This window comes from Clostridium cylindrosporum DSM 605 (genome assembly GCF_001047375.1).
In the GTDB taxonomy this organism is placed as follows: Bacteria; Bacillota; Clostridia; order Clostridiales; family Caloramatoraceae; genus Clostridium_AB; species Clostridium_AB cylindrosporum.
In genome coordinates this window covers 17,842-36,812 of record NZ_LFVU01000007.1, presented here as the reverse complement: position 1 = coordinate 36,812, position 18,971 = coordinate 17,842, and the positions used below count along the sequence as shown (strand labels likewise).

Genomic DNA, 18,971 nt, shown 5'->3' with positions numbered 1-18,971 from the left:
TTAACACTTATAAGCATAACATTATTTTTAGTAACACCTATATTAATGTCTAAATTTATTAAGAAAAATAGAATTGAAAAAAAAAAGATTTGCTCCATATCTCATTATAAATAGTTTAATAGGTGTTCCAATTTCTATTTATTCATTATTCGCTTTGGGTATGTGGTGGAATTGATAAAATTATTATGTCATAATAGTTTTACATTGTTATTATATACATTGAAAATTGGAGGTGATTATAAATGAAAATAAGTAAAAAAGCAGTTATTATAATATTTACCATTGTTGTAACTGGTATATCAGTATGTCTTAACTTTTGCCAATTTTTTATGGGTAATAAAGCTATAACTTTTAATTTTGCTATTTCTCTTCTATTTTTATTATCATGGACTTTATTCAGTATTTACTGGGGTACAAAATGCGATAAAACATATAAAAAATTTATTTTAGTTTATTGGGGAATAAATATTATATCTTTTATACTAATAATATTGCATATAGAATCTCTTTCAGGACTTCTTATTCCTTTTGCTATTTGGTATGGTAGCCCAGTGTATGGATTTAGATATTTACTAAACTCTAATATTACTTTATTTACTTTAACAACTGCACTATTAGGTTTAATATTTTCTTTTTTGGGGTATTGGATGGGTTTATTAGGATATAAATATATGTCAAATAGGAACATCACCGAGATTAATGGATAACAGTTTTATTATGTGAACTAATTAATAGACTTAAATAATAATAAGTTATGTCTTCTATTTGTTGCAAATTAACACTTATCCTTACAATTTTCAGTGGATTACATATAAGAAAACACATATAATTAGTTTATTATGAATATCACAGTTAAGGAGAGAATGTAAAAAGTTATGTGGGATAATATAAGAAAAACTTTATATATTATATTTGCTATATATACTGCAATTATATTATTTATTATTTATAAAAATATTGAGTTTCCTTTTTCTTTTCAATTTATATTAGGTTATTTAGTAATTATACTGTTATTATTTATAGACTTAATAATAACAGTATTTTTTAGTGTTAGAAAATTAAAGTCGACTATAATAAGAAAAATGATATTCAGATTTATAACTAGCTTTTTTGTTATTTGGAGTTTGACTGTTTTACTTGTTTATCTAACTAAAGGTGAATTAAGAATAACAGATAAGATTTTTAGTTCTATAGCTATTTCCTTTGGCTCTACTTTTGGAAGTTTGTTATTTGAAAATAAAAAAGTAATCAATAAATATAAATAGTTGGGTTTCAATATGTTTATATTGTAAGCTAGTAGGAGCAGAATAAAAATGCTCCCTTTTTATTTCATAGGTACTGTTATAACCTAACAGTCATGATATTGATATAAAATAAAAAAAGAGCATTCCTGCTCTTTGTAGTACACAATATATAAATGTATATTAATTATTAATTTTCTAAATATCTATATAGGGTAGATTTGCTAATACCAGTCTCGTTTTTTATTTCTGCCAAACTATATTTCTTGCTTTGATACATAACAATAGCGCGTTTTACATTTTCATCAGGTTTTCTTGGACGTCCGCCATGAACTCCTTTTTGTTTTGCTTCATATAAGCCTTCTTTTGTTTTTTCACTTGTGACATCGCTTTGAAATTCAACAAGATACTTTACAATATCAGTAAACCTATATCCATTTGAATCGCTGGTGTCAATTCCTTCAGTAAGAGACTTGAGATAGGCATCTTTACTTTCGATTATTTCCAAGAGCTCAACCAAATGCCTTGTTGAATCAGCCAATATAAAAAGTTTTGTAACAACTAATTTATCATCTTTTTTTAATATATTTAATGCATTTTCTAACTGGATTCTTTTCTTTGCTGAGGAATGATCTTCAGAAATAACTGTCATACAATTTTCTTCCTTTAAGGTTTTAAGTTGATTTTCACAATTCAAATCTTCTTGATATGGTCTCATATATCCAATTATCATATATATTCTCCTAGCGCATAAGATATTTATTTTATTATAGCATAATCCATATTGAATTTTATAAGAGTAAAGTTCCAAAATGGTTGGTTTATGGGTCGACCTGTGATAGAATGTTTACTTGTATGTACAATTTAAATTAAAAATAATATATATGGGAGGTGTATAAATCAATGATTCAAAAATTAAAGAAAGAATGGTTCGGTAATGTCAAAGGAGATATTTTAGCAGGGATTGTTGTTTGCTTAGCTTTATTTCCAGAGGTTATTGGTTTTATGATTGCGGCTGGAGTAGACCCAATCGTTGGGGTATACGCAACATTCTTTATTACAGCAATTGCAGCATTTTTCGGTGGACGAACAGGCTTGATTTCAGCAGCAGCAGGCTCAGTTGCATTAGTATTAGCACATTTAGTAGCTGAGTATGGAGTAGAATATTTATTTGCTGCAACAATTTTAGCAGGTGTGATTCAAGCCATTTTAGCTTTCTGTAAAGTTGGAACATTGATGCGCTATATTCCTAAACCAGTCATGATTGGCTTTGTAAATGGGTTAGGGATTATGATGTTCACATCGCAAGTAAAACATTTCAAAGGAAATCTCATTTTACCTGTACTTGGAATTATCGGTGTGGCTATTATTTTTCTATTCCCGAAAATCACAAAAAAGATTCCTGCACCAATTATTTCGATTTTAGTTATTTCTGTCATTGTACTAGGATTAGATTTAGATGTAAAAATGTTAGGTGACTTGGGAGAGATTTCAAGCAAACTACCGAATTTTAGAATTCCAAACGTACCAATGACATTAGAAACATTGAAAATAATTTTTCCTACGTCTCTTTCTGTGGCAATTGTTGGATTAGTAGAATCTTTATTAACGGCACAATTAGTAGATGAAATTACAAGGGAAGAAAGTAATAAGAATCGTGAATCAGCAAGTCAAGGATTAGGGAATATTGTTTCTGGTTTCTTCGGTGGAATCGCTGGTTGCGGCATGATTGGACAAACCATCATCAATCTTAATTATGGTGGAATTGGTCGTTTGGCCACATTCTTGTCTGGTTTCTTCATGTTAATATCAGTGGTATTGTTCAATAATGTGGTTGTACACATTCCTGTAGTTGCTTTAGCAGCAGTAATGATTGTCGTTTCCTTTGAAACAATCAACTGGGAATCAATAAAGCGCTTAAGTATTATACCAAAAAGCGATGCTTTTGTAATGATTTTAACGGTTGTAATTGTATTATCAACACATAACTTGGCATATGGTGTGGTTATAGGTACATTAATGAGTGCAATTTTCGCAGCATTCAAAATGTCAAATGTCCATGTGGAAAAAGGGACTGTGGAAGATGCTCATCATTATAAAGTACAGGGATATCTTTACTTTGCATCCGCTGAAAAATTCCTGGATTTCTTTGTAGATGAAATCGAACACGAAGAAGAAATAATAATTGACATAAGTGCAATGACATTATGGGATTCAACGGGGGTTGAAGCAATTGATAAATTAATTAATAAAAATAAAGATAAGGGCGTTAAAACAACTTTTATCGGTGCGAATCAACAAAGTAAGGAACTATTTAAAAAAGTTTCAAAACGTGCTGTATAAATAATAAGAACAGTAAATAATAAATTTTAATTTATTGAAGAGGTATAAGGTTATCATGAGAGATTGAGAGCTTAAAAGAACAAGGCACCTACTAAGTTAGAATGTAGGATGCCTTGTTCTTTTAAGCTGTTTAATTTTTGTTAGAATAATTAGAAAGCTGCATAGCTACTCCATCTTGCATTACAGTAAATCCATGTTTTTCATAGAATGCGGCGTTTTTGCTTTCTTCAGGCATGATTTCTATGTATAAGTAATCTTTATATTTTTCCTTAACCATATTAATCATGTTTCCAGCAATACCTTTTCCTTGATAATCAGGATGAACAAGTACATAATGCATATAGGCAACCATTTCACTATCATCCAACAAACGAACTAGACCAACAAGCCTTTCCCCATCCCATGCAGTGAAAACAGTGGATGAGTTCATCAAGGCTTTGTATAATCGTGATGGGTATTGACCGGATACCCATCCAACTGATAAAAACAGTGTTTGAACTTCATCTTGTGTGAATTTCTTTTCCTCAGTATAAGTAATAGCCATGTTTCTATTCCACCTTTCTGTTATAATCGCATTTCTGGCACTGCAAAAGTGCATTGTCATTGTCCTCTTTAAAGTAAGCACCAGACCATCTACATATATTTTGTAGTATGGGAATGACTGATTTTCCCTTTTTAGTTAGACAATATTCTACCCTTGGAGGAATTTCATCGAATTGATTACGGATTACGATATCGTCATTAATCAGTTCCTTTAGCGTGCATGCTAATACAGAGTCTGTGATATTTGTCATTTCTTTACGTAGTGAACTATATCTTAGTATACCTTTTTCAGCAAGCACACATATAATACGTGATTTCCATTTTCCACCGAACATCTCTAAGTCATATTCTAATGGGCAACGGATATCTTTCTCTAATTTTGGTTCATACATAATTCTACCCCCTTATAATACTGAAGGCACAGTATAACAAAAATACACCTAATAGAATATTGATCAATTTAAAATGCACCACATAAATTTTCTGCATTTTAAGTCCTAGAAAGGACCAAGTCATTGTAGCTATAAACCCTACAGCAACTACAAATACACCTATGAATAACATTAATGGCAATGTATTACAATAGGGAGCTATATATGCTGTAAGTAAAGTAATGATATAGAAATATATCTTAACATTTACCAACTGCATTAGGAATCCAGTGCGAAAGTTTGCATTATTTTCATTCATACCTTGCTCCAGTTTACTCTTTATAATTTGAATTGTTAGACAAACTAGATAAATCGCACCTACATATTTAATTATAGCAAGTGCAGGTGTAAGAAATTCATTTAACTCATATATAGCCATTGTACAAATAAACTGGACTGTTGCATATCCTGCTCCAATACCAAAAATGAGATTTCTTCCTTTTTTCCATCCGTATTGTACCATCGTGTTCAATGCAAGAATATTACCTGGGCCAGGAGTGAAGGAACTTATTAAAATATATCCAATAAAAGCTCCGAGTATATTAAAGGGCATGTTATCACTCCTTTTCTTTGTTTTAGAATCATTATACGGAAATAGCTACAAGCAAACAAGTTACTATGAAATTTATTAGTTACTAATAGGTCCGATTATATATTCTATTTATTTAGTGATATTTAGTATTTGTCTTGTTTTTGAAAATAAAAGACTTAGGCTATTGGAATAACAAAAACATAAAGCTTAATACTACTTATATTTTGAATATAAGTAGTATTAAGCTTATCAAATAAGTTATTAAAGAAAATATTAAAGAGACGATTAAAAATCCTATAAGTATTATATTATATTTTAATAAACTTATATCTAAGATGTAGTTGTAGCCAATTAGGGCATTTACTATAAGTAGAAATATATACATAATCACTAATCCTTTAAAGGCGCCTTTTATATCTGCGGTGCTTAATGATATATGTGAGGAAATGCATATGGCTAGGAATAGAAATAATATAAAATATATATTTCCTAGGTTACTTAAACTAAAGAATGTTTTTATAAATTCCCAATATGACGTAGTAATATTACGAATTACATCGGTATCTAGTGTATTTATACTTAAATTCTTAGTTAAAATATCTATTAATTTAGTATAAGCTGTAGGGACTAATTGTCTCATAAAAATTATTAAAGCTGTAATTCCCCCAAATATAGGAGCTACACCGATAAAAAAGTTTCCTACTTGTTGATATATGCTAAGTGGATTATAGCTATGTTGTACATACCCTAATGTTCCATTTTCATCTGGTCTTTGAATTAACTTTATTTTGTTTATCCTATGTCCAAAGATAAGTGAAAAAATCGTATGACTTAATTCATGTATAGGAACCCCTACTACTGCAGTAATCATAATTGCTTTCCATCCAAAGCTCCTTTGGAAGTTTTGTATTGTCTGAGTTCTTAAGTATCCAAGTATCAACCCTACTAATATAATTGCACCAGTAAAGCTGGTAGTTTCAATAAATGTCTTTAATAGCAGCTCCATAAAGATATCTCCTTCCCAATTTTTCATATAACCAAAATATAATCCTATATAGAGTATAAATAAAAAAATACAATAATATATAACAATTTTATTAAAGAAAATGTAAGTAGGTGTAGAGAGTTGGAAATATATATGTCTCTTAGCTCCTTATGTAAAAATTTATACTGAGTAGGAAAGAGGAAAATCACAAAGAAGGGCAAAAGTAAAAGACCTTTTGGCAAAGGTCTTAAAAGAAAGATATATTATTACAACTGGATAAACTGGATATATCTAAATGTACTTTTATATCTTAGTAGAATAGTTCTAGGCTATCGATAAATTTATTTTATAAGTATGTAGCATTAGGAATGTTCTTAAACTTCCTAATGCTATGAGGTAGTTTCATGTCAGAAATAATGAGGGTATCCTTAAGATGCTTTATGTTATGCTCTTCAATTTCTATATGTTACATAAATAGTGAAAATGGCAAATGGTATCTGTAAAAATGTACTTAAATAAATGTTGCTCGAGGAGGAATCAAAGAAAGGAATTACTATATATAGTATAGAATTAAATAATATAGAATTAATATGATATAGAATTAATCGATTAATAATTTTATGATGCAGGAGTAAGACAATGAATGGAATTATAGCTGAATTAAATTCTACATATGGTATATTAAAATTATACTGTGATAGGTTGGTAGTTAGAAATAAATTTAATTTTATAAATTTATTTCTACGTTCACTTGGATATAGAACTATTTATTTTAATCAAGTTGAAGATATATGGAAATTTCCTAGAAGTTCATGGGATTATGCACATATAAATCTCTATTTAGTTTCTTTGTCTGGTAAAGAAATATTTGAAATTGTTTGTGAAGGTAAAAATGGACAAGTCCAAATAGATGAATTTTATGATATATTGACAGATACTATTGATATATATAAATCTAAAAGTAAATTAAATGTTGTTTAGATAAAAGCAAGTTTAAAAGACTTGCTTTTTTATTCTTTACTTAATAATTTACGTTGTAATAGTTTTACAATGTGTATTTACCTGAAAAATGAGGCCGATTTACAATACCTTTAGTTTAGTTATCAACATTTATAAAAACTATGACTTATAAGAATAATAAACATTAGTTGTAGAATAATATTTTATGGTATTTCTTATTTAGCAAAATAAGAACAATATAAGAAACTACACTATAAAGGTAAGGTAAGTTATACCTTAATATAACTTACCTTTAGATTATTTTTTAATACAAATTGAGGTAATAGGTGGATATTTGTTATTGTAAGTTTTAGTACTATTTTAATCAATAGTAGTGACTTTACCAAATATCCCAATCCCTCTAGTCATCGAAACGTCTTCTTCTACATCGACATCTACATCTGAAGTCATTATCTCTGTCTCTACGGAAGTCGTCATCTCTATCTCCACGAAAGTCATCATCATGTCTACGTCTACATTCGCATCTACATCTTAAGTTATCATCTCTGTCTCCACGGAAGTCATTATCACGTCTACATCTACATCTACATATTAAGTTATCCTCTCTACGATTTCTACGACATCTTCTACGCCTAAATAAACAACACATACAATCATCTCCTATTAGATATTTATAGAGTGTTAGCTCTATTTTCAATACCATAGTATGCAGATTATGTAAATAGGTGCTAAGATTGTGTTTTATCATGTAAGATATTCACTCTTAACTATCCATTGCTTATTGAACATATATTACGTGAAGCAAGACTATATCTTTCATTAGTAAATGACCTTGAAGATGGAATTGATATTGATTGTAAGGATATTAGAAAAACAGAGTTATTTTGGGATCAGATTATGATGGAGCATGCACAATTTATAAGAGGATTACTTGATCCTACTGAAGAGGAATTGATTGATACTGCAGATGACTTCGCTCATGACTTTAAATGCTTAATAAAAGAAGCTCGAGCTGCGACAGATGCTACAATAGATAGTGTTACAGATGAAACTATCAGACTTAGAGATTTTAAGGCAGCAGGTACAGAAGGAATCGCTAATTGTGAAATAAGATCTATAATACTTCCACTTCTTGGAGATCATGTGCTTAGAGAGGCTAATCATTATATTAGATTATTAGAAACCTATGAAGAAATATAATATAATCTATATTTACTTTTATTAAGTTTAATTTAAAAATAATAAAAGATTTTTATATAAATAAAATCCTCATAGGCGATATTGTTTGTCTATGAGGATTTTTAATTTTGTATTAAGAAAGGTAGAGAATTTTATAAAGGAATAGTGTTATTAGAAATTTTTAACAACTTCTTTAACTCTTTCGCTTGCCTTTGATTTAACAGCCTCTGCTCCAGGATCTGCTTGTGCTGTTGCTTCTATAAGAATAGAGTCTATAGATTCAACACCAAGGAAACCTAAAATAGACTTAATATAAGTATTTGCGTGTTCAAATGGAGCTGCAGGGCCTTCAGAATAGACACCACCAGCGGCATGAATATGAACAGCCTTCTTATTTTTAAGTAGTCCCACAGGGCCATTTTCTGTATACTTAAATGTTTTACCAGCTACTGTAATAGTATCTATATATGCTTTCATTAGTGGAGGAATTGATAGGTTCCATAGAGGAGTCACGAAAACATATTTGTCAGCTGATATAAACTGATTTGTAAATTGATCTATTCTACCTACCTTATCCTTTACATTAGCATCTAATTCATCAAATGTTTTACCATGTTGTAGTTCTCCCCAAGCATTAAGTACATCAGCATCAATAAGTGGTATATTTGCTTTAAAAACATCAATTTCTATAACCTCATCATTTGGGTTATTCTTCTTATATAAATCTATGAATTCTCTTCCTGTTGATAAACTATAGGAATCAGCTTCAGGCTTTGGGTTAGCAGTAACATATAATACCTTTGTCACTTTTTCATCATTCCTTTCTCGTCCAAATAATCTCTTTATAAATCTAAACATATAAATTACTCCTTTTATAAAGTTTAGTTTAGTTTAGCCAAAGATAAGAGCAATATTCTGTGGACATTATTAAATTTACCTATATTTTTATATGCTTTTATTTATGATTTTTTCATTTCTATAATTATAAAGTGAGATGGCTTAGTAGACTTTATATTGATGCTATCCTCAATAATTTCAAGTGCATCCTTAGGTTTTAAGTCAATTTGATTTATGATTGAAGTTCCTTCTATTTGAACTAGGTATGCTTGTCGCCCTTCACCTAGATTAAAGTTAATTTCCAGGTTTTCATCAAGCTCCAATACATAAAAATTAACGTCTTGATTTATCTTAACAGGGGCATCTCCCTCTTTGCTTGAAACTATATGTAGCCACTTATTCTTTCTATCATTAGGGTCAAATCTAAAGTCTCCATAGTCAGGTTCACGTTCTTCTATGTCAGGATAAATCCATATTTGAAGAAGTCTTACGCTTTCATTAGAAAGGTTATATTCACTATGATTCACACCTGTACCTGCGCCCATATATTGAACATTTCCACGTGATAGTGTTCTTTTGTATCCTAAGCTATCTGCATGAGATATTTCCCCATCTATAACATAGGTTACTATCTCCATATTGCTATGGGGATGTTTATCAAAACCAGTATTTGGTTGAATTATATCATCATTTAATACTCTTAAAACTCCAAAGTTATTATGGTCTGGATTCGAGTATTCATCAAAAGAAAAGTGAAAAGTGCTTTTTAGCCATCCTACGTTCTTTTTTCCCATAGTATTGCTATCTATTTTCTTTATCATTTTTATACCTCCAAAGTTTAATTAAGGATTATTAGTAGGAAGTGAGATTAGCTATATTAAAGATTAGTATGTGCCATATACAATAATTTATTATTAATAAAAGTAGGGTTATATTTGCTTCCCTAAAAGTTTTGCAAATATAACCCTATTATTTTTATTTAAGCTAATTAAATATTATCAACCTTTATTACCCTCATTGCATTTAACACTGCGATAACTGCTACACCTACATCAGCGAATACAGCCTCCCACATTGTGGCTATACCAAATGCTCCAAGTATTATGAATAAAAGTTTAATGCCTAGTGCAAAAGCTATGTTTTGCCATACTATAATTTTTGTTCTCTTTGCAACCTTAATCGCAGTTGCTATCTTTGATGGTTCATCTGTCATAATCACTATGTCAGCAGCCTCTATAGCAGCGTCAGAACCAAGTCCTCCCATTGCTATACCGATATCTGCTCTAGCAAGTACAGGAGCGTCGTTTATTCCATCTCCAACGAAGATAAGTTTTCCCTTTGGAGATTTCTCTTTATCAAGTAATTCTAGATTTTCAACCTTTTCTGTAGGAAGAAGTTCTGAATATACTTCATCAAGTCCTAGGTGATTAGCTACCTTTTCACCAACGGATTTTACATCCCCTGTAAGCATTACTATCTTCTTAATTCCAAGTGATTTCAAATCTCTTATTGCATCCTTAGAATCTTCTTTAATCTCATCGGATATAATAATATAGCCTATATATTCCTTATTTAGTGCTACGTGTACTATTGTTCCTATAGAGTTAACTTCACTATACTTGATATCTTCTTTTTTCATTAGTTTAGCATTACCAACAAGTATTAAATTATCTTTAAGTTTAACCTTAATACCATGTCCTGATATTTCTTCATAGTCTGAAAGGTTAGCTTTATCTATCTCTTTTCCATATGCTCTTATGATTGAAGTTGCAATTGGGTGGTTTGAATAGCTTTCAGCGTATGCAGCATATTCTAGTAAATCTTCCTTAGTATTATCATCTTCAGGAGTTATTTCTGTTACCTTAAATAAACCCTTTGTTAATGTACCTGTTTTGTCAAAAATAACAGTTTCTACGTTATTTAAAGCCTCAAGATAGTTACTTCCTTTAACTAGAACACCTCTCTTAGAAGCTCCACCAATACCGCCAAAGAAACTTAAAGGTATAGAAACAACTAAGGCACATGGACAAGATATTACTAGGAATATAAGCGCTCTATAAACCCAATCAGAGAAACTTGCTCCTTGGATTACCATAGGTGGAATTAAAGCAATTGCAAGTGATGCAAATACTACCCCTGGAGTATAATATCTTGCGAATTTAGTTATAAAGTTCTCTGTTGGGGCCTTTCTACTACTAGCATTTTGAACTAAGTCTAATATCTTAGATACAGTTGATTCTGCAAATTCCTTAGTTACTTCGATAGTTAAAACACCATTTTTATTAATGAATCCGCTTAGTGCAGAGGTTCCTGGTTCTAATTTTCTAGGAACAGATTCACCTGTTAAGGCAGATGTATCTACCATAGAACTTCCCTCTATAACAGTACCATCAAGTGGGATTTTTTCCCCTGGTTTAACAACAATAATATCTCCAATGATTACATCCTCAGGTGATACACGAGTTATATTATCACCTGATTTAAGATTAGCAAAGTCAGGTCTTATATCCATAAGTGAGCTTATTGATCTTCTTGAACGATTTACAGCCATTTCTTGGAATAATTCCCCAACTTGATAGAATAGCATAACAGCTACCCCTTCTGGATATTCACCGATAATGAAGGCACCAATTGTTGCAATACCCATAAGAAAGTTTTCATCGAAAACTTGTCCTCTTGCGATATTCTTTAATGCTCTTAGTACAATTTCTCCACCAACAATAAGGTAACTTATTAAAAACACAGCGAGTTCAATTTTGCTTGGAAGATTCATAATTAATCCAAATGCAAATAATGCACCTCCAACACCAAGCTGAATTAATTCTTTTTTGTTAGCACTTTCATTTGCCTTTGGCTTTTCCTTAGTTGTAGAATCAAATCTTACAAGCTTAACCCCTGATTCTATTCTATCTACTATAACAGCAGCTTCCACGGCTATCCTTCTTAAATCTTCTGTACTAGCCGCTTCAATGATTAGTCTCTTTGATACGAAGTCAATTGATGCACTATTTACTCCTGGAAGAGATTTGATCTGTGTTTCCATCTTTGATGCACAGTTTGCACACCCAAGACCTTCTAGAATAAATGTATTTTTAGCAGGCTTTTTTACTATTTTTTCACTAACTATTACATGTGGTTCGTGCTTTTTTACTATTGATTCTATATTTTCTAAAACATTATTAAAGTCTTTATTATCTTCAGTTTCTACTGTTAGTGTCTTTGTCATGAAGTTCATATAGGCATTTACACCTTCGATTTGGTTAACTTCATTTTCTATTTTAGCTGAACAGTTAGCACAGTCTAGACCCTCGAGGATTAGGTCTTTTTTAATTTTAGTTAACATATTATCCCCCCTTAGTTTTATCTTTTTTCAGTTACATGGTTTAGCCCTTGATCAAATATTTGTTTAACGTGTTCATCATCTAGTGAATAATAAACAACCTTACCTTCTTTTCTATATTTAACTAGCCTTGCTTGCTTAAGAACACGTAGCTGATGGGATATTGCAGATTGAGTCATGTTAAGTAGTGCAGCAATATCACATACACACATTTCTGAAGCAAATAGAGCATAGAGTATTTTTATTCTTGTACTATCCCCAAATACCTTAAAGACTTCTGCTAAGTCATATAAATCTTCCTCAAGTGGCATAATATCTCTTACTGAATTTACGACATTTTCATGAATAATAGTGCAGTCGCATCTTTCGAAATCAGTTTTATTATCCTTCATAAGTTATTCCCCCTATATTAAATGTATGATTGAATATGTATTCATATGTTTTATATTTTCATTATATGCTTGTGCTAGAATTAATGTCAATAACTTATATGAATATTTGTTCATATAAAGCTAAAGCTTTATAAATCCGTGATTTATAAAGTAAAAAAATATATTGTTTGGCAGAGATACCTAGGATATTATTAAACATAAATAGAATAAGGAGAGGTAGATATGGAGATTTTAAAGTCAATATTTTACTTTATAGTAGCAGGTATATTTGAAATAGGGGGAGGGTACCTAGTTTGGATATGGCTACGTGAGGGAAAGAATCTGTGGTATGGAATTTTAGGGGCTATACTATTAGTCTTATATGGGATTATCCCAACTTTGCAGCCTCAAAGCGCTAGTTTTGCTAGAGTATATGCAGCATATGGAGGAATATTTATTGTTCTTTCAATTCTTTGGGGATGGAAAATAGACAATATAATACCTGATAAATTTGATTTAATTGGTGGAGCAATTGCATTAATTGGAGTAATTATAATTATGTATGCTCCAAGGGGATAGATCTTATTATATTAACTGGAGGTATGGGAATGGTTAATAGGAAAAATCTTATGAAAGAAATTATGAGCTGGGTACTTTCTATATTAATAGCATTTTTTATTTCTATATTACTTAATAGTAAGGTGGTTGCAAAGGTTAGAGTTAAACAAAGTTCAATGGAAAACACCTTAAAGGCTAATCAACAATTAATAATAGATAAGTTAAGCTATAATTTTACAAGCCCTAAAAGGGGAGATATAATTATATTTCTTGAAAATCAACATAAAAGAAGTATCATTGATGATGCCATGATTTTTATAAAAGATTTAGGTAATAAAGGGGATAATAATAGTAGGTTAGTTAAAAGGGTAATCGGAGTTCCAGGTGATAAAATAGATATTAAAGATGGTCATGTTTATGTAAATGGGGAAAAGATTCTAGAGAATTATGTTAAGGGTGAAACTTTTAGTCAAGATTTAAAGTTTCCTATTAAAGTAGAAAATGACAAACTCTTTGTATTAGGGGATAATAGACCTGTAAGCTTAGATAGCAGGGCATTTGGTCCTATTGATTACGATCAAGTTGAAGGAAAGGCAGTATTTAGGGTTTACCCATTTGATAAACTAGGAAATATTAAATAAATGATTAATTAAAATACTGTATTATTCCAAAGGTGAATTTACGGTATTTTTTATTGTATAAAAAGGATTATGAAGGGGTTGATAATATGAGCATAATAATTAGAAATGTCTGTATAGAGGATTTAGAGGGAGTTGTAGAACTTGAAGCAAGTTGTTTTCCTAAGGAAGAAGCAGCTACTAGAGAATCATTAGAAGAGCGTATTAAGGCATTTCCTGAAAGTTTTTTTGTAGGTGAAGTAGATGGCAAGATAATAGCTTTAGTTAATGGTGCTATTATTGATAGAACTGTTATATATGATGAACTTTATAAGGATTCTACATTGCATAATCCAAAGGGTGATTATCAAACGATATTTGGACTAAATGTAGCCCCAGATTATAGAAGACAGGGAATAGCAGCTATGCTTATGAATCATATGATAAAGGTATCAAAAGCATCAGGAAGAAAAGGTATAATCCTTACTTGTAAGGACAAGCTTATTAACTACTACGAAAAGTTTGGATTTATTAATAAAGGGATATCAAATTCTGTTCATGGCGGTGCTAAATGGTACGATATGATTTTAAATTTTTAATAAATACTAAGTAGAATTTTTATTGCACAAAGGAGAGAGACTGTAGATGGATATAATTATAAGAAAATATGAAGACAGGGATATTCCTTCAATGGTTGAAATTTGGAATGATGTTGTTGAGGATGCTAATGCATTTCCTCAAATAGATAAGTTAAGTGAAGAGGAAGCAAGAGAATTCTTTGCATCTCAAACCTTTACTGGAGTTGCAGAGGGGGATGGTGCTATTCTTGGGCTATATATCTTACATCCTAATAATATAGGTAGATGCGGACATATATCTAATGCTTCATATGCAGTTGATGGAAGTTATAGAGGATATCACATAGGTGAGAAACTAGTTCTCCATTCAATGAAAATAGGGCGTGAATTTGGATTTTCTATATTACAGTTTAATGCTGTAGTTAGCACAAATGCTGGTGCAATTCATCTTTATGAGAAGATAGGATTTCATAGAGTAGGAGTGATTCCAAAGGGCTATCTTCTTGGTAATGGAGAATATGAGGATATAATAATCTATTATATTGAGCTATAGAAAATGAAAGTATAAAAGGCAGTAATAACATTAGTTATTTATAACAAGAACTTCAATAAAAAAGTGACTGTTTACAATGTAGTTTTGTAACAGTCACTTTTTATTAAGTTAAATATATATTCAAGTATAAAAAATTAAATTAATTGGGTTGCTTCTCTCTTTCACCTAAATACTTCTTTTGAATTAGAGAACCTAATACAAGTACTCCTACAAGTAGCAAAGCTGAAATTGTAAAGTACATCCATTTATTCTCACCAGCTGTTATACCTGCTGCACCAATTGTTATAAATGCCACCCCAGGTAGCATGAAAATAAATGTATAAGATGTATATTTCCAGAAGTCTATATCTGTAATTCCATAGGCGAAGTTTTGTAGGTTATATGGAAAAATTGGAAGCATACGTGTAACCATTAAAAGTATTAAATCGCTTTTTCCAGATTCATCAAAAAGGATTTTCTTTAGGTACTTATTCTTCTCTACCATAGGTTTAACCGTATCCTTTAAGAAGAAGCGTCCTACTAAAAATGCTAATGATGCACCAATTGTTGTTGCTATTAGGCATAGCAATATTCCAAGTACTGGACCAAATAACATTCCACCAAAAAGAGCAAATGTAATTCCAGGAAGACATAGTACTACACATCCTACAATTGTTAGTACTATGTATATAATGCTAGCCAGCCATATATTGTCCTTTACCATATCCCTTAGAAATTTTATATTCTCAAAATCTGCTAAATAGGATGACCATCCCAATTGATGGTCAAGCATACAAATTAAAATTACAATTCCTATAAATATAAAAAACTTTTTTTTCATTGGAAACTAACCTTCAAGGTTTTCTTCTGGTTTTTTATTTTTTGCAACGTAAATTTGACGAATAAGTACAACTAAAACAGATAGGGCAAATAGGATAAGAAGACCAGTAACAAATAGTCTAGCTCCTCCAGATAGCATTCCACCTACATATGAATAAACTAAAGTTGCAGGAAGTTGTCCAATTCCTGTTGCTACGAAAAATGACCAGAAGCTCATTGATGTAAGTCCAGCTGCATAACTTACTATGTCAAATGACATAAATGGTAGAAGTCTAGCAATTAGTATACTTTGCTTACCATACTTTTCAAAGAAAAGGTCTATTTGCTTAAGTGCTGAATTACTAGTTAGCTTAACAACTACATCACGACCTAGGATTCTAGCGATAAAGAAGCAAAGCATAGCTCCTGCCATAGCACTACTCCATGAAAGGATAGCTCCTTGCCACCAACCAAATAGGTTAGCATTAGCAAATGTAATTAAAAATGCTGGTAGTGGTGCAAGTACTGATTGTAGTACCATTAGTAAAAATGAAATAACCGCTGCATATGCACCATATGATGCAACGAAATCCTTTACAACCGTAAAGTCGCCAGTTGCAAACATGCCAGTTATGTTGTTTATTGTAGCTTTTACAGATGGTATAAAGAAATAGCTACAAACTGCAACTACAATTAGCAGGACAACAACTATTTTGCTTAATAACTTTTTTTGTTTGTTTTCCATTATAAGTCCTCCAAAATATATTTTTTATGGATATAAAATAATTGAGCATTATTTATAAGAATTTGGAATTAAAATAAAACTTATAAATATACTCATACTTAGTGTCTAATACTACCTAAGATTTGTCAATTTAAAAAAGGAACTAACTGGTAAATATCCTATAGGAATAATCAATAGTAATTAAGATGAGTATTTGATTTATTAATTGCAACGAAACATAATTATGGGGTATTATGATGGAAAATAGAACAAATTTTTAGAATATGGAGGATAGTTTTATGAGCACTTACTATAATACAGAGGATCTAGAAAAGTTCGGAACTATAGGAGAAAATGCTCCAAAGGCATGGGAAAAGTTTATGGGGTATTATGGAGAAGTTTTTGCAGAGGGAGAACTTACTTCAAGGGAAAAAGCACTTATTGCACTAGCTGTTGCAAATGCTGTTCAATGTCCATATTGTATAGAATCTTACACTAAGACATGCCTAGAAAAGGGTGTAAACCAAAACCAAATGATTGAAGCAATCCATGTTGCAGCGGCTATAAAAGCTGGAGCTACTTTAGTTCATGGTGTTCAAATGAAAAATGTTGCAAATAAACTTGAATTTTAATTGAGGTATAATATGAGTGGGGAAAATTTTTTAAATGATTTAAAATACATACCAAATTTTATTGAAAGAGTTAATGATAAAGAACTTTGTACTACAAAGGAAACCTTAAAAACAATGCAAATCAATGTAGGATATCTTTGTAATCTTTCTTGTAAGCATTGTCATGTAGAGGGAGGGCCACATAGAACAGAGGTTATGACACTAGACACTATGAAGGATTGTTTAGATGTTTTCAGAGAAAATAACTTTTCTATTCTAGATATTACAGGTGGAGCACCTGAGATGAATCCAAACTTTGAGTGGTTACTTAAGGAAGCAAGTGATATAGGATGCAAGGTGATTGTCCGCTCTAATCTGGTAATTCTTGCTGAAGATGGTTATAAGCATATACCAGAGCTTTATAAAAAGTATAAGGTAGAGGTAGTATCATCACTTCCATACTACAGTTCTAAGGACGCTGATAGACAAAGGGGAAATGGTGTCTTTGATAAAAGCATTGAGGTGTTAAGACAGTTAAACGAACTAGGATATGGTGTAGATAAGGATCTAGTTCTTAACTTAGTTTATAATCCAGGAGGGGCATTTTTACCTCCATCACAGGATTCTATGACAAGTGAATATAAGGTTAAATTATTAGATAAGTACGGAATAGTATTCAATAATCTATTCACGATCACTAATAACCCTGTAGGACGTTTTGGGTTATTCCTTAAAAATAGTGGGAATTTAGAAGGGTACATGAAGAAGCTTTCAAATAGTTTCAACCCGGCTACAGTAGAGAGTATGATGTGTAGAGATCAGATTTCTATATCCTATGATGGAAGTATTTATGATTGTGACTTTAATCAGACACTTAAGGTAACAGTAGAAGGTGATAATCATATAAGTGATCTAAAGGGGAAAGGTCTTAGAAAAAGAACAATTAAACTTGGAAATCACTGTTATGCATGTACTGCAGGTAGTGGTTCAAGTTGTGGTGGATCAACGACATAAAATAAGGGGCATTCAGGTGATGTATTAACTTGAATGCTTTTCTTTTACTAGGAAAGATTTAAAGACGAGGTTATATAAAATGAAGTTTTCTATAATTGTTCCAACGCTTAATGAAGAGGAAAATATTCAGTTATTACTAGAGAATATAAAGAGTCTAAAAGGGGATTATGAGGTTATATTTAGTGATGGAGGAAGTAAGGATAAAACGCTTTCTATAATTGGAGATAAACACAAAATAGTTAATAGTAAAAAGGGAAGAGCCAATCAAATGAATACTGCTGCGAAGGTAAGTGTAGGAGAAGTTTTACTTTTTTTACACTGTGATAGTATTCTTCAAAAAGATGCACTTCTTAAGATAGAGGAGAAGATAAATAAAGGATATAGTGTAGGATGTTTTAACATTGCTTTTGATTCAAGTAGTATATGGATGAAGATATGTGGTATCCTATCAAATCTAAGAGTAAGGCTTCGACAGATAGCATTTGGAGATCAAGGAATCTTTATGAAAAGAGAGGTTTTCTATGAAGTTGGAGGTATTCCAAGTCTCCCTATTATGGAGGATTATGAACTGTCCTTAAGGCTTCGAAAAAGCTATAGAATATGCCAGGTAGATAGTAGGATAAAAACATCATCAAGACGGTTCATAAAGGGTGGAATATTCTCTACCATGTGGAAAATGCAAAGACTACAAAGCATGTATAGAAGGGGAGTTAACATCGAAGAGATTAATAGAATGTATAAAGATGTTAGGTGAGT

General features: G+C 31.1%; 23 protein-coding genes and 1 pseudogene. 12 read left to right on the top strand and 12 right to left on the bottom strand.

Going from position 1 to position 18,971, the window contains the following annotated elements:
• Nucleotides 1-242 precede the first annotated feature (242 nt).
• On the top strand, nucleotides 243-707 hold the full coding sequence (locus CLCY_RS04345; RefSeq protein ID WP_048569918.1) for a hypothetical protein: 465 nt from the start codon (nucleotides 243-245) through the stop codon (nucleotides 705-707).
• 724 nt (nucleotides 708-1,431) lie between these two features.
• Here the strand turns inward: CLCY_RS04345 and CLCY_RS04335 are convergent.
• Complete coding sequence (locus CLCY_RS04335; protein WP_048569916.1) at nucleotides 1,432-1,974, bottom strand: recombinase family protein; 543 nt, start codon at nucleotides 1,972-1,974, stop codon at nucleotides 1,432-1,434.
• 170 nt (nucleotides 1,975-2,144) lie between these two features.
• On the opposite strand from CLCY_RS04335, the gene CLCY_RS04330 reads away from it, so the two are divergent.
• Nucleotides 2,145-3,584, top strand: coding sequence for a SulP family inorganic anion transporter (locus CLCY_RS04330; RefSeq protein WP_048569915.1), 1,440 nt, complete (start codon nucleotides 2,145-2,147; stop codon nucleotides 3,582-3,584).
• A 130-nt stretch (nucleotides 3,585-3,714) separates the two neighbouring features.
• Here CLCY_RS04330 and CLCY_RS04325 read toward each other — a convergent pair whose 3' ends face one another.
• From CLCY_RS04325 to CLCY_RS04310, 4 genes are all read right to left on the bottom strand, one after another.
• Nucleotides 3,715-4,128 (bottom strand): GNAT family N-acetyltransferase, encoded by a 414-nt coding sequence (locus CLCY_RS04325; RefSeq protein WP_048569914.1) that lies wholly within the window; start codon nucleotides 4,126-4,128, stop codon nucleotides 3,715-3,717.
• A 4-nt stretch (nucleotides 4,129-4,132) separates the two neighbouring features.
• Nucleotides 4,133-4,519, bottom strand: coding sequence for a winged helix-turn-helix transcriptional regulator (locus CLCY_RS04320; protein ID WP_048569913.1), 387 nt, complete (start codon nucleotides 4,517-4,519; stop codon nucleotides 4,133-4,135).
• Between the two features lie 4 nt (nucleotides 4,520-4,523).
• A complete protein-coding gene (locus tag CLCY_RS04315; RefSeq protein ID WP_048569912.1) occupies nucleotides 4,524-5,111 on the bottom strand; it encodes a LysE family transporter in 588 nt (195 codons plus the stop codon).
• 196 nt (nucleotides 5,112-5,307) lie between these two features.
• Nucleotides 5,308-6,096: a hypothetical protein gene (locus CLCY_RS04310; RefSeq protein ID WP_048569911.1), complete on the bottom strand. Its 789-nt coding sequence runs from the start codon at nucleotides 6,094-6,096 to the stop codon at nucleotides 5,308-5,310.
• A gap of 618 nt (nucleotides 6,097-6,714) precedes the next feature.
• Between CLCY_RS04310 and CLCY_RS04305 the strand changes: the two genes are divergently transcribed.
• Nucleotides 6,715-7,056, top strand: coding sequence for a hypothetical protein (locus CLCY_RS04305; RefSeq protein ID WP_048569910.1), 342 nt, complete (start codon nucleotides 6,715-6,717; stop codon nucleotides 7,054-7,056).
• Nucleotides 7,057-7,435: 379 nt separating this feature from the next.
• Here the strand turns inward: CLCY_RS04305 and CLCY_RS13605 are convergent, their stop codons facing one another.
• Nucleotides 7,436-7,684, bottom strand: coding sequence for a hypothetical protein (locus CLCY_RS13605; protein WP_152668097.1), 249 nt, complete (start codon nucleotides 7,682-7,684; stop codon nucleotides 7,436-7,438).
• A gap of 101 nt (nucleotides 7,685-7,785) precedes the next feature.
• Here CLCY_RS13605 and CLCY_RS14115 point away from each other — a divergent pair.
• Together CLCY_RS14115 and CLCY_RS14110 are read left to right on the top strand one after the other, a co-directional pair.
• A pseudogene (locus CLCY_RS14115) lies at nucleotides 7,786-7,848 on the top strand (DUF2935 domain-containing protein); the annotation flags it as partial.
• Nucleotides 7,825-8,235 (top strand): DUF2935 domain-containing protein, encoded by a 411-nt coding sequence (locus CLCY_RS14110; protein ID WP_423230490.1) that lies wholly within the window; start codon nucleotides 7,825-7,827, stop codon nucleotides 8,233-8,235. The pseudogene CLCY_RS14115 and the gene CLCY_RS14110, both read left to right, overlap by 24 nt.
• Before the next feature lie 150 nt (nucleotides 8,236-8,385).
• Here CLCY_RS14110 and CLCY_RS04295 read toward each other — a convergent pair whose 3' ends face one another.
• From CLCY_RS04295 to CLCY_RS04280, 4 genes are all read right to left on the bottom strand, one after another.
• Nucleotides 8,386-9,072 carry an FMN-dependent NADH-azoreductase gene (locus CLCY_RS04295; protein WP_242844933.1) on the bottom strand — a complete coding sequence of 229 codons (687 nt, stop codon included), beginning with the start codon at nucleotides 9,070-9,072 and terminating at the stop codon, nucleotides 8,386-8,388.
• 101 nt (nucleotides 9,073-9,173) lie between these two features.
• A complete protein-coding gene (locus tag CLCY_RS04290) occupies nucleotides 9,174-9,872 on the bottom strand; it encodes a pirin family protein (RefSeq protein WP_048569909.1) in 699 nt (232 codons plus the stop codon).
• A 167-nt stretch (nucleotides 9,873-10,039) separates the two neighbouring features.
• Entirely contained in the window at nucleotides 10,040-12,394 is a 2,355-nt protein-coding gene (locus CLCY_RS04285) for a heavy metal translocating P-type ATPase (protein ID WP_048569908.1), read from the bottom strand.
• 17 nt (nucleotides 12,395-12,411) lie between these two features.
• Nucleotides 12,412-12,783, bottom strand: coding sequence for an ArsR/SmtB family transcription factor (locus CLCY_RS04280; RefSeq protein ID WP_048569907.1), 372 nt, complete (start codon nucleotides 12,781-12,783; stop codon nucleotides 12,412-12,414).
• Between the two features lie 222 nt (nucleotides 12,784-13,005).
• Here CLCY_RS04280 and CLCY_RS04275 point away from each other — a divergent pair, with 222 nt between their 5' ends.
• The 4 genes from CLCY_RS04275 to CLCY_RS04260 all read left to right on the top strand — a co-directional run bounded on the left by CLCY_RS04275 (nucleotide 13,006) and on the right by CLCY_RS04260 (nucleotide 15,068).
• Nucleotides 13,006-13,341 carry a YnfA family protein gene (locus CLCY_RS04275; RefSeq protein WP_048569906.1) on the top strand — a complete coding sequence of 112 codons (336 nt, stop codon included), beginning with the start codon at nucleotides 13,006-13,008 and terminating at the stop codon, nucleotides 13,339-13,341.
• 29 nt (nucleotides 13,342-13,370) lie between these two features.
• Nucleotides 13,371-13,961 (top strand): signal peptidase I, encoded by a 591-nt coding sequence (lepB, locus tag CLCY_RS04270; protein ID WP_048569905.1) that lies wholly within the window; start codon nucleotides 13,371-13,373, stop codon nucleotides 13,959-13,961.
• 86 nt (nucleotides 13,962-14,047) lie between these two features.
• Nucleotides 14,048-14,536: a GNAT family N-acetyltransferase gene (locus CLCY_RS04265; RefSeq protein ID WP_048569904.1), complete on the top strand. Its 489-nt coding sequence runs from the start codon at nucleotides 14,048-14,050 to the stop codon at nucleotides 14,534-14,536.
• A gap of 46 nt (nucleotides 14,537-14,582) precedes the next feature.
• A complete protein-coding gene (locus CLCY_RS04260) occupies nucleotides 14,583-15,068 on the top strand; it encodes a GNAT family N-acetyltransferase (RefSeq protein ID WP_048569903.1) in 486 nt (161 codons plus the stop codon).
• 139 nt (nucleotides 15,069-15,207) lie between these two features.
• Here the strand turns inward: CLCY_RS04260 and CLCY_RS04255 are convergent, their stop codons facing one another.
• Nucleotides 15,208-15,888: a TVP38/TMEM64 family protein gene (locus tag CLCY_RS04255; RefSeq protein ID WP_048569902.1), complete on the bottom strand. Its 681-nt coding sequence runs from the start codon at nucleotides 15,886-15,888 to the stop codon at nucleotides 15,208-15,210.
• Nucleotides 15,889-15,894: 6 nt separating this feature from the next.
• Nucleotides 15,895-16,611: a TVP38/TMEM64 family protein gene (locus tag CLCY_RS04250; RefSeq protein ID WP_048569901.1), complete on the bottom strand. Its 717-nt coding sequence runs from the start codon at nucleotides 16,609-16,611 to the stop codon at nucleotides 15,895-15,897.
• Between the two features lie 278 nt (nucleotides 16,612-16,889).
• On the opposite strand from CLCY_RS04250, the gene CLCY_RS04245 reads away from it, so the two are divergent.
• The 3 genes from CLCY_RS04245 (at nucleotide 16,890) to CLCY_RS04235 (ending at nucleotide 18,969) form a co-directional block, all read left to right on the top strand.
• Nucleotides 16,890-17,222 carry an arsenosugar biosynthesis-associated peroxidase-like protein gene (locus CLCY_RS04245; protein WP_048569900.1) on the top strand — a complete coding sequence of 111 codons (333 nt, stop codon included), beginning with the start codon at nucleotides 16,890-16,892 and terminating at the stop codon, nucleotides 17,220-17,222.
• A 12-nt stretch (nucleotides 17,223-17,234) separates the two neighbouring features.
• Complete coding sequence (arsS, locus tag CLCY_RS04240) at nucleotides 17,235-18,215, top strand: arsenosugar biosynthesis radical SAM (seleno)protein ArsS (protein WP_048569899.1); 981 nt, start codon at nucleotides 17,235-17,237, stop codon at nucleotides 18,213-18,215.
• 79 nt (nucleotides 18,216-18,294) lie between these two features.
• Complete coding sequence (locus CLCY_RS04235) at nucleotides 18,295-18,969, top strand: TIGR04283 family arsenosugar biosynthesis glycosyltransferase (RefSeq protein ID WP_048569898.1); 675 nt, start codon at nucleotides 18,295-18,297, stop codon at nucleotides 18,967-18,969.
• The last annotated feature ends 2 nt before the right edge of the window (nucleotides 18,970-18,971 follow it).

Excerpts from the sequence above, each read along its gene's own strand:
- CLCY_RS04260 (WP_048569903.1), top strand. The coding sequence starts at position 14,583 with ATGGATATAATTATAAGAAAATATGAAGACAGGGATATTCCTTCAATG.
- CLCY_RS04315 (WP_048569912.1), bottom strand. The coding sequence starts at position 5,111 with ATGCCCTTTAATATACTCGGAGCTTTTATTGGATATATTTTAATAAGT.
- CLCY_RS04310 (WP_048569911.1), bottom strand. The coding sequence starts at position 6,096 with ATGGAGCTGCTATTAAAGACATTTATTGAAACTACCAGCTTTACTGGT.
- CLCY_RS04235 (WP_048569898.1), top strand. The coding sequence starts at position 18,295 with ATGAAGTTTTCTATAATTGTTCCAACGCTTAATGAAGAGGAAAATATT.
- CLCY_RS13605 (WP_152668097.1), bottom strand. The coding sequence starts at position 7,684 with ATGTGTTGTTTATTTAGGCGTAGAAGATGTCGTAGAAATCGTAGAGAG.
- CLCY_RS04255 (WP_048569902.1), bottom strand. The coding sequence starts at position 15,888 with ATGAAAAAAAAGTTTTTTATATTTATAGGAATTGTAATTTTAATTTGT.
- CLCY_RS04290 (WP_048569909.1), bottom strand. The coding sequence starts at position 9,872 with ATGATAAAGAAAATAGATAGCAATACTATGGGAAAAAAGAACGTAGGA.
- CLCY_RS04285 (WP_048569908.1), bottom strand. The coding sequence starts at position 12,394 with ATGTTAACTAAAATTAAAAAAGACCTAATCCTCGAGGGTCTAGACTGT.
- CLCY_RS04265 (WP_048569904.1), top strand. The coding sequence starts at position 14,048 with ATGAGCATAATAATTAGAAATGTCTGTATAGAGGATTTAGAGGGAGTT.
- CLCY_RS04330 (WP_048569915.1), top strand. The coding sequence starts at position 2,145 with ATGATTCAAAAATTAAAGAAAGAATGGTTCGGTAATGTCAAAGGAGAT.
- arsS (WP_048569899.1), top strand. The coding sequence starts at position 17,235 with ATGAGTGGGGAAAATTTTTTAAATGATTTAAAATACATACCAAATTTT.
- CLCY_RS04245 (WP_048569900.1), top strand. The coding sequence starts at position 16,890 with ATGAGCACTTACTATAATACAGAGGATCTAGAAAAGTTCGGAACTATA.
- CLCY_RS04325 (WP_048569914.1), bottom strand. The coding sequence starts at position 4,128 with ATGGCTATTACTTATACTGAGGAAAAGAAATTCACACAAGATGAAGTT.
- CLCY_RS04250 (WP_048569901.1), bottom strand. The coding sequence starts at position 16,611 with ATGGAAAACAAACAAAAAAAGTTATTAAGCAAAATAGTTGTTGTCCTG.
- CLCY_RS04320 (WP_048569913.1), bottom strand. The coding sequence starts at position 4,519 with ATGTATGAACCAAAATTAGAGAAAGATATCCGTTGCCCATTAGAATAT.
- CLCY_RS04335 (WP_048569916.1), bottom strand. The coding sequence starts at position 1,974 with ATGATAATTGGATATATGAGACCATATCAAGAAGATTTGAATTGTGAA.
- CLCY_RS04345 (WP_048569918.1), top strand. The coding sequence starts at position 243 with ATGAAAATAAGTAAAAAAGCAGTTATTATAATATTTACCATTGTTGTA.
- lepB (WP_048569905.1), top strand. The coding sequence starts at position 13,371 with ATGGTTAATAGGAAAAATCTTATGAAAGAAATTATGAGCTGGGTACTT.
- CLCY_RS04305 (WP_048569910.1), top strand. The coding sequence starts at position 6,715 with ATGAATGGAATTATAGCTGAATTAAATTCTACATATGGTATATTAAAA.
- CLCY_RS04295 (WP_242844933.1), bottom strand. The coding sequence starts at position 9,072 with ATGTTTAGATTTATAAAGAGATTATTTGGACGAGAAAGGAATGATGAA.
- CLCY_RS04280 (WP_048569907.1), bottom strand. The coding sequence starts at position 12,783 with ATGAAGGATAATAAAACTGATTTCGAAAGATGCGACTGCACTATTATT.
- CLCY_RS04275 (WP_048569906.1), top strand. The coding sequence starts at position 13,006 with ATGGAGATTTTAAAGTCAATATTTTACTTTATAGTAGCAGGTATATTT.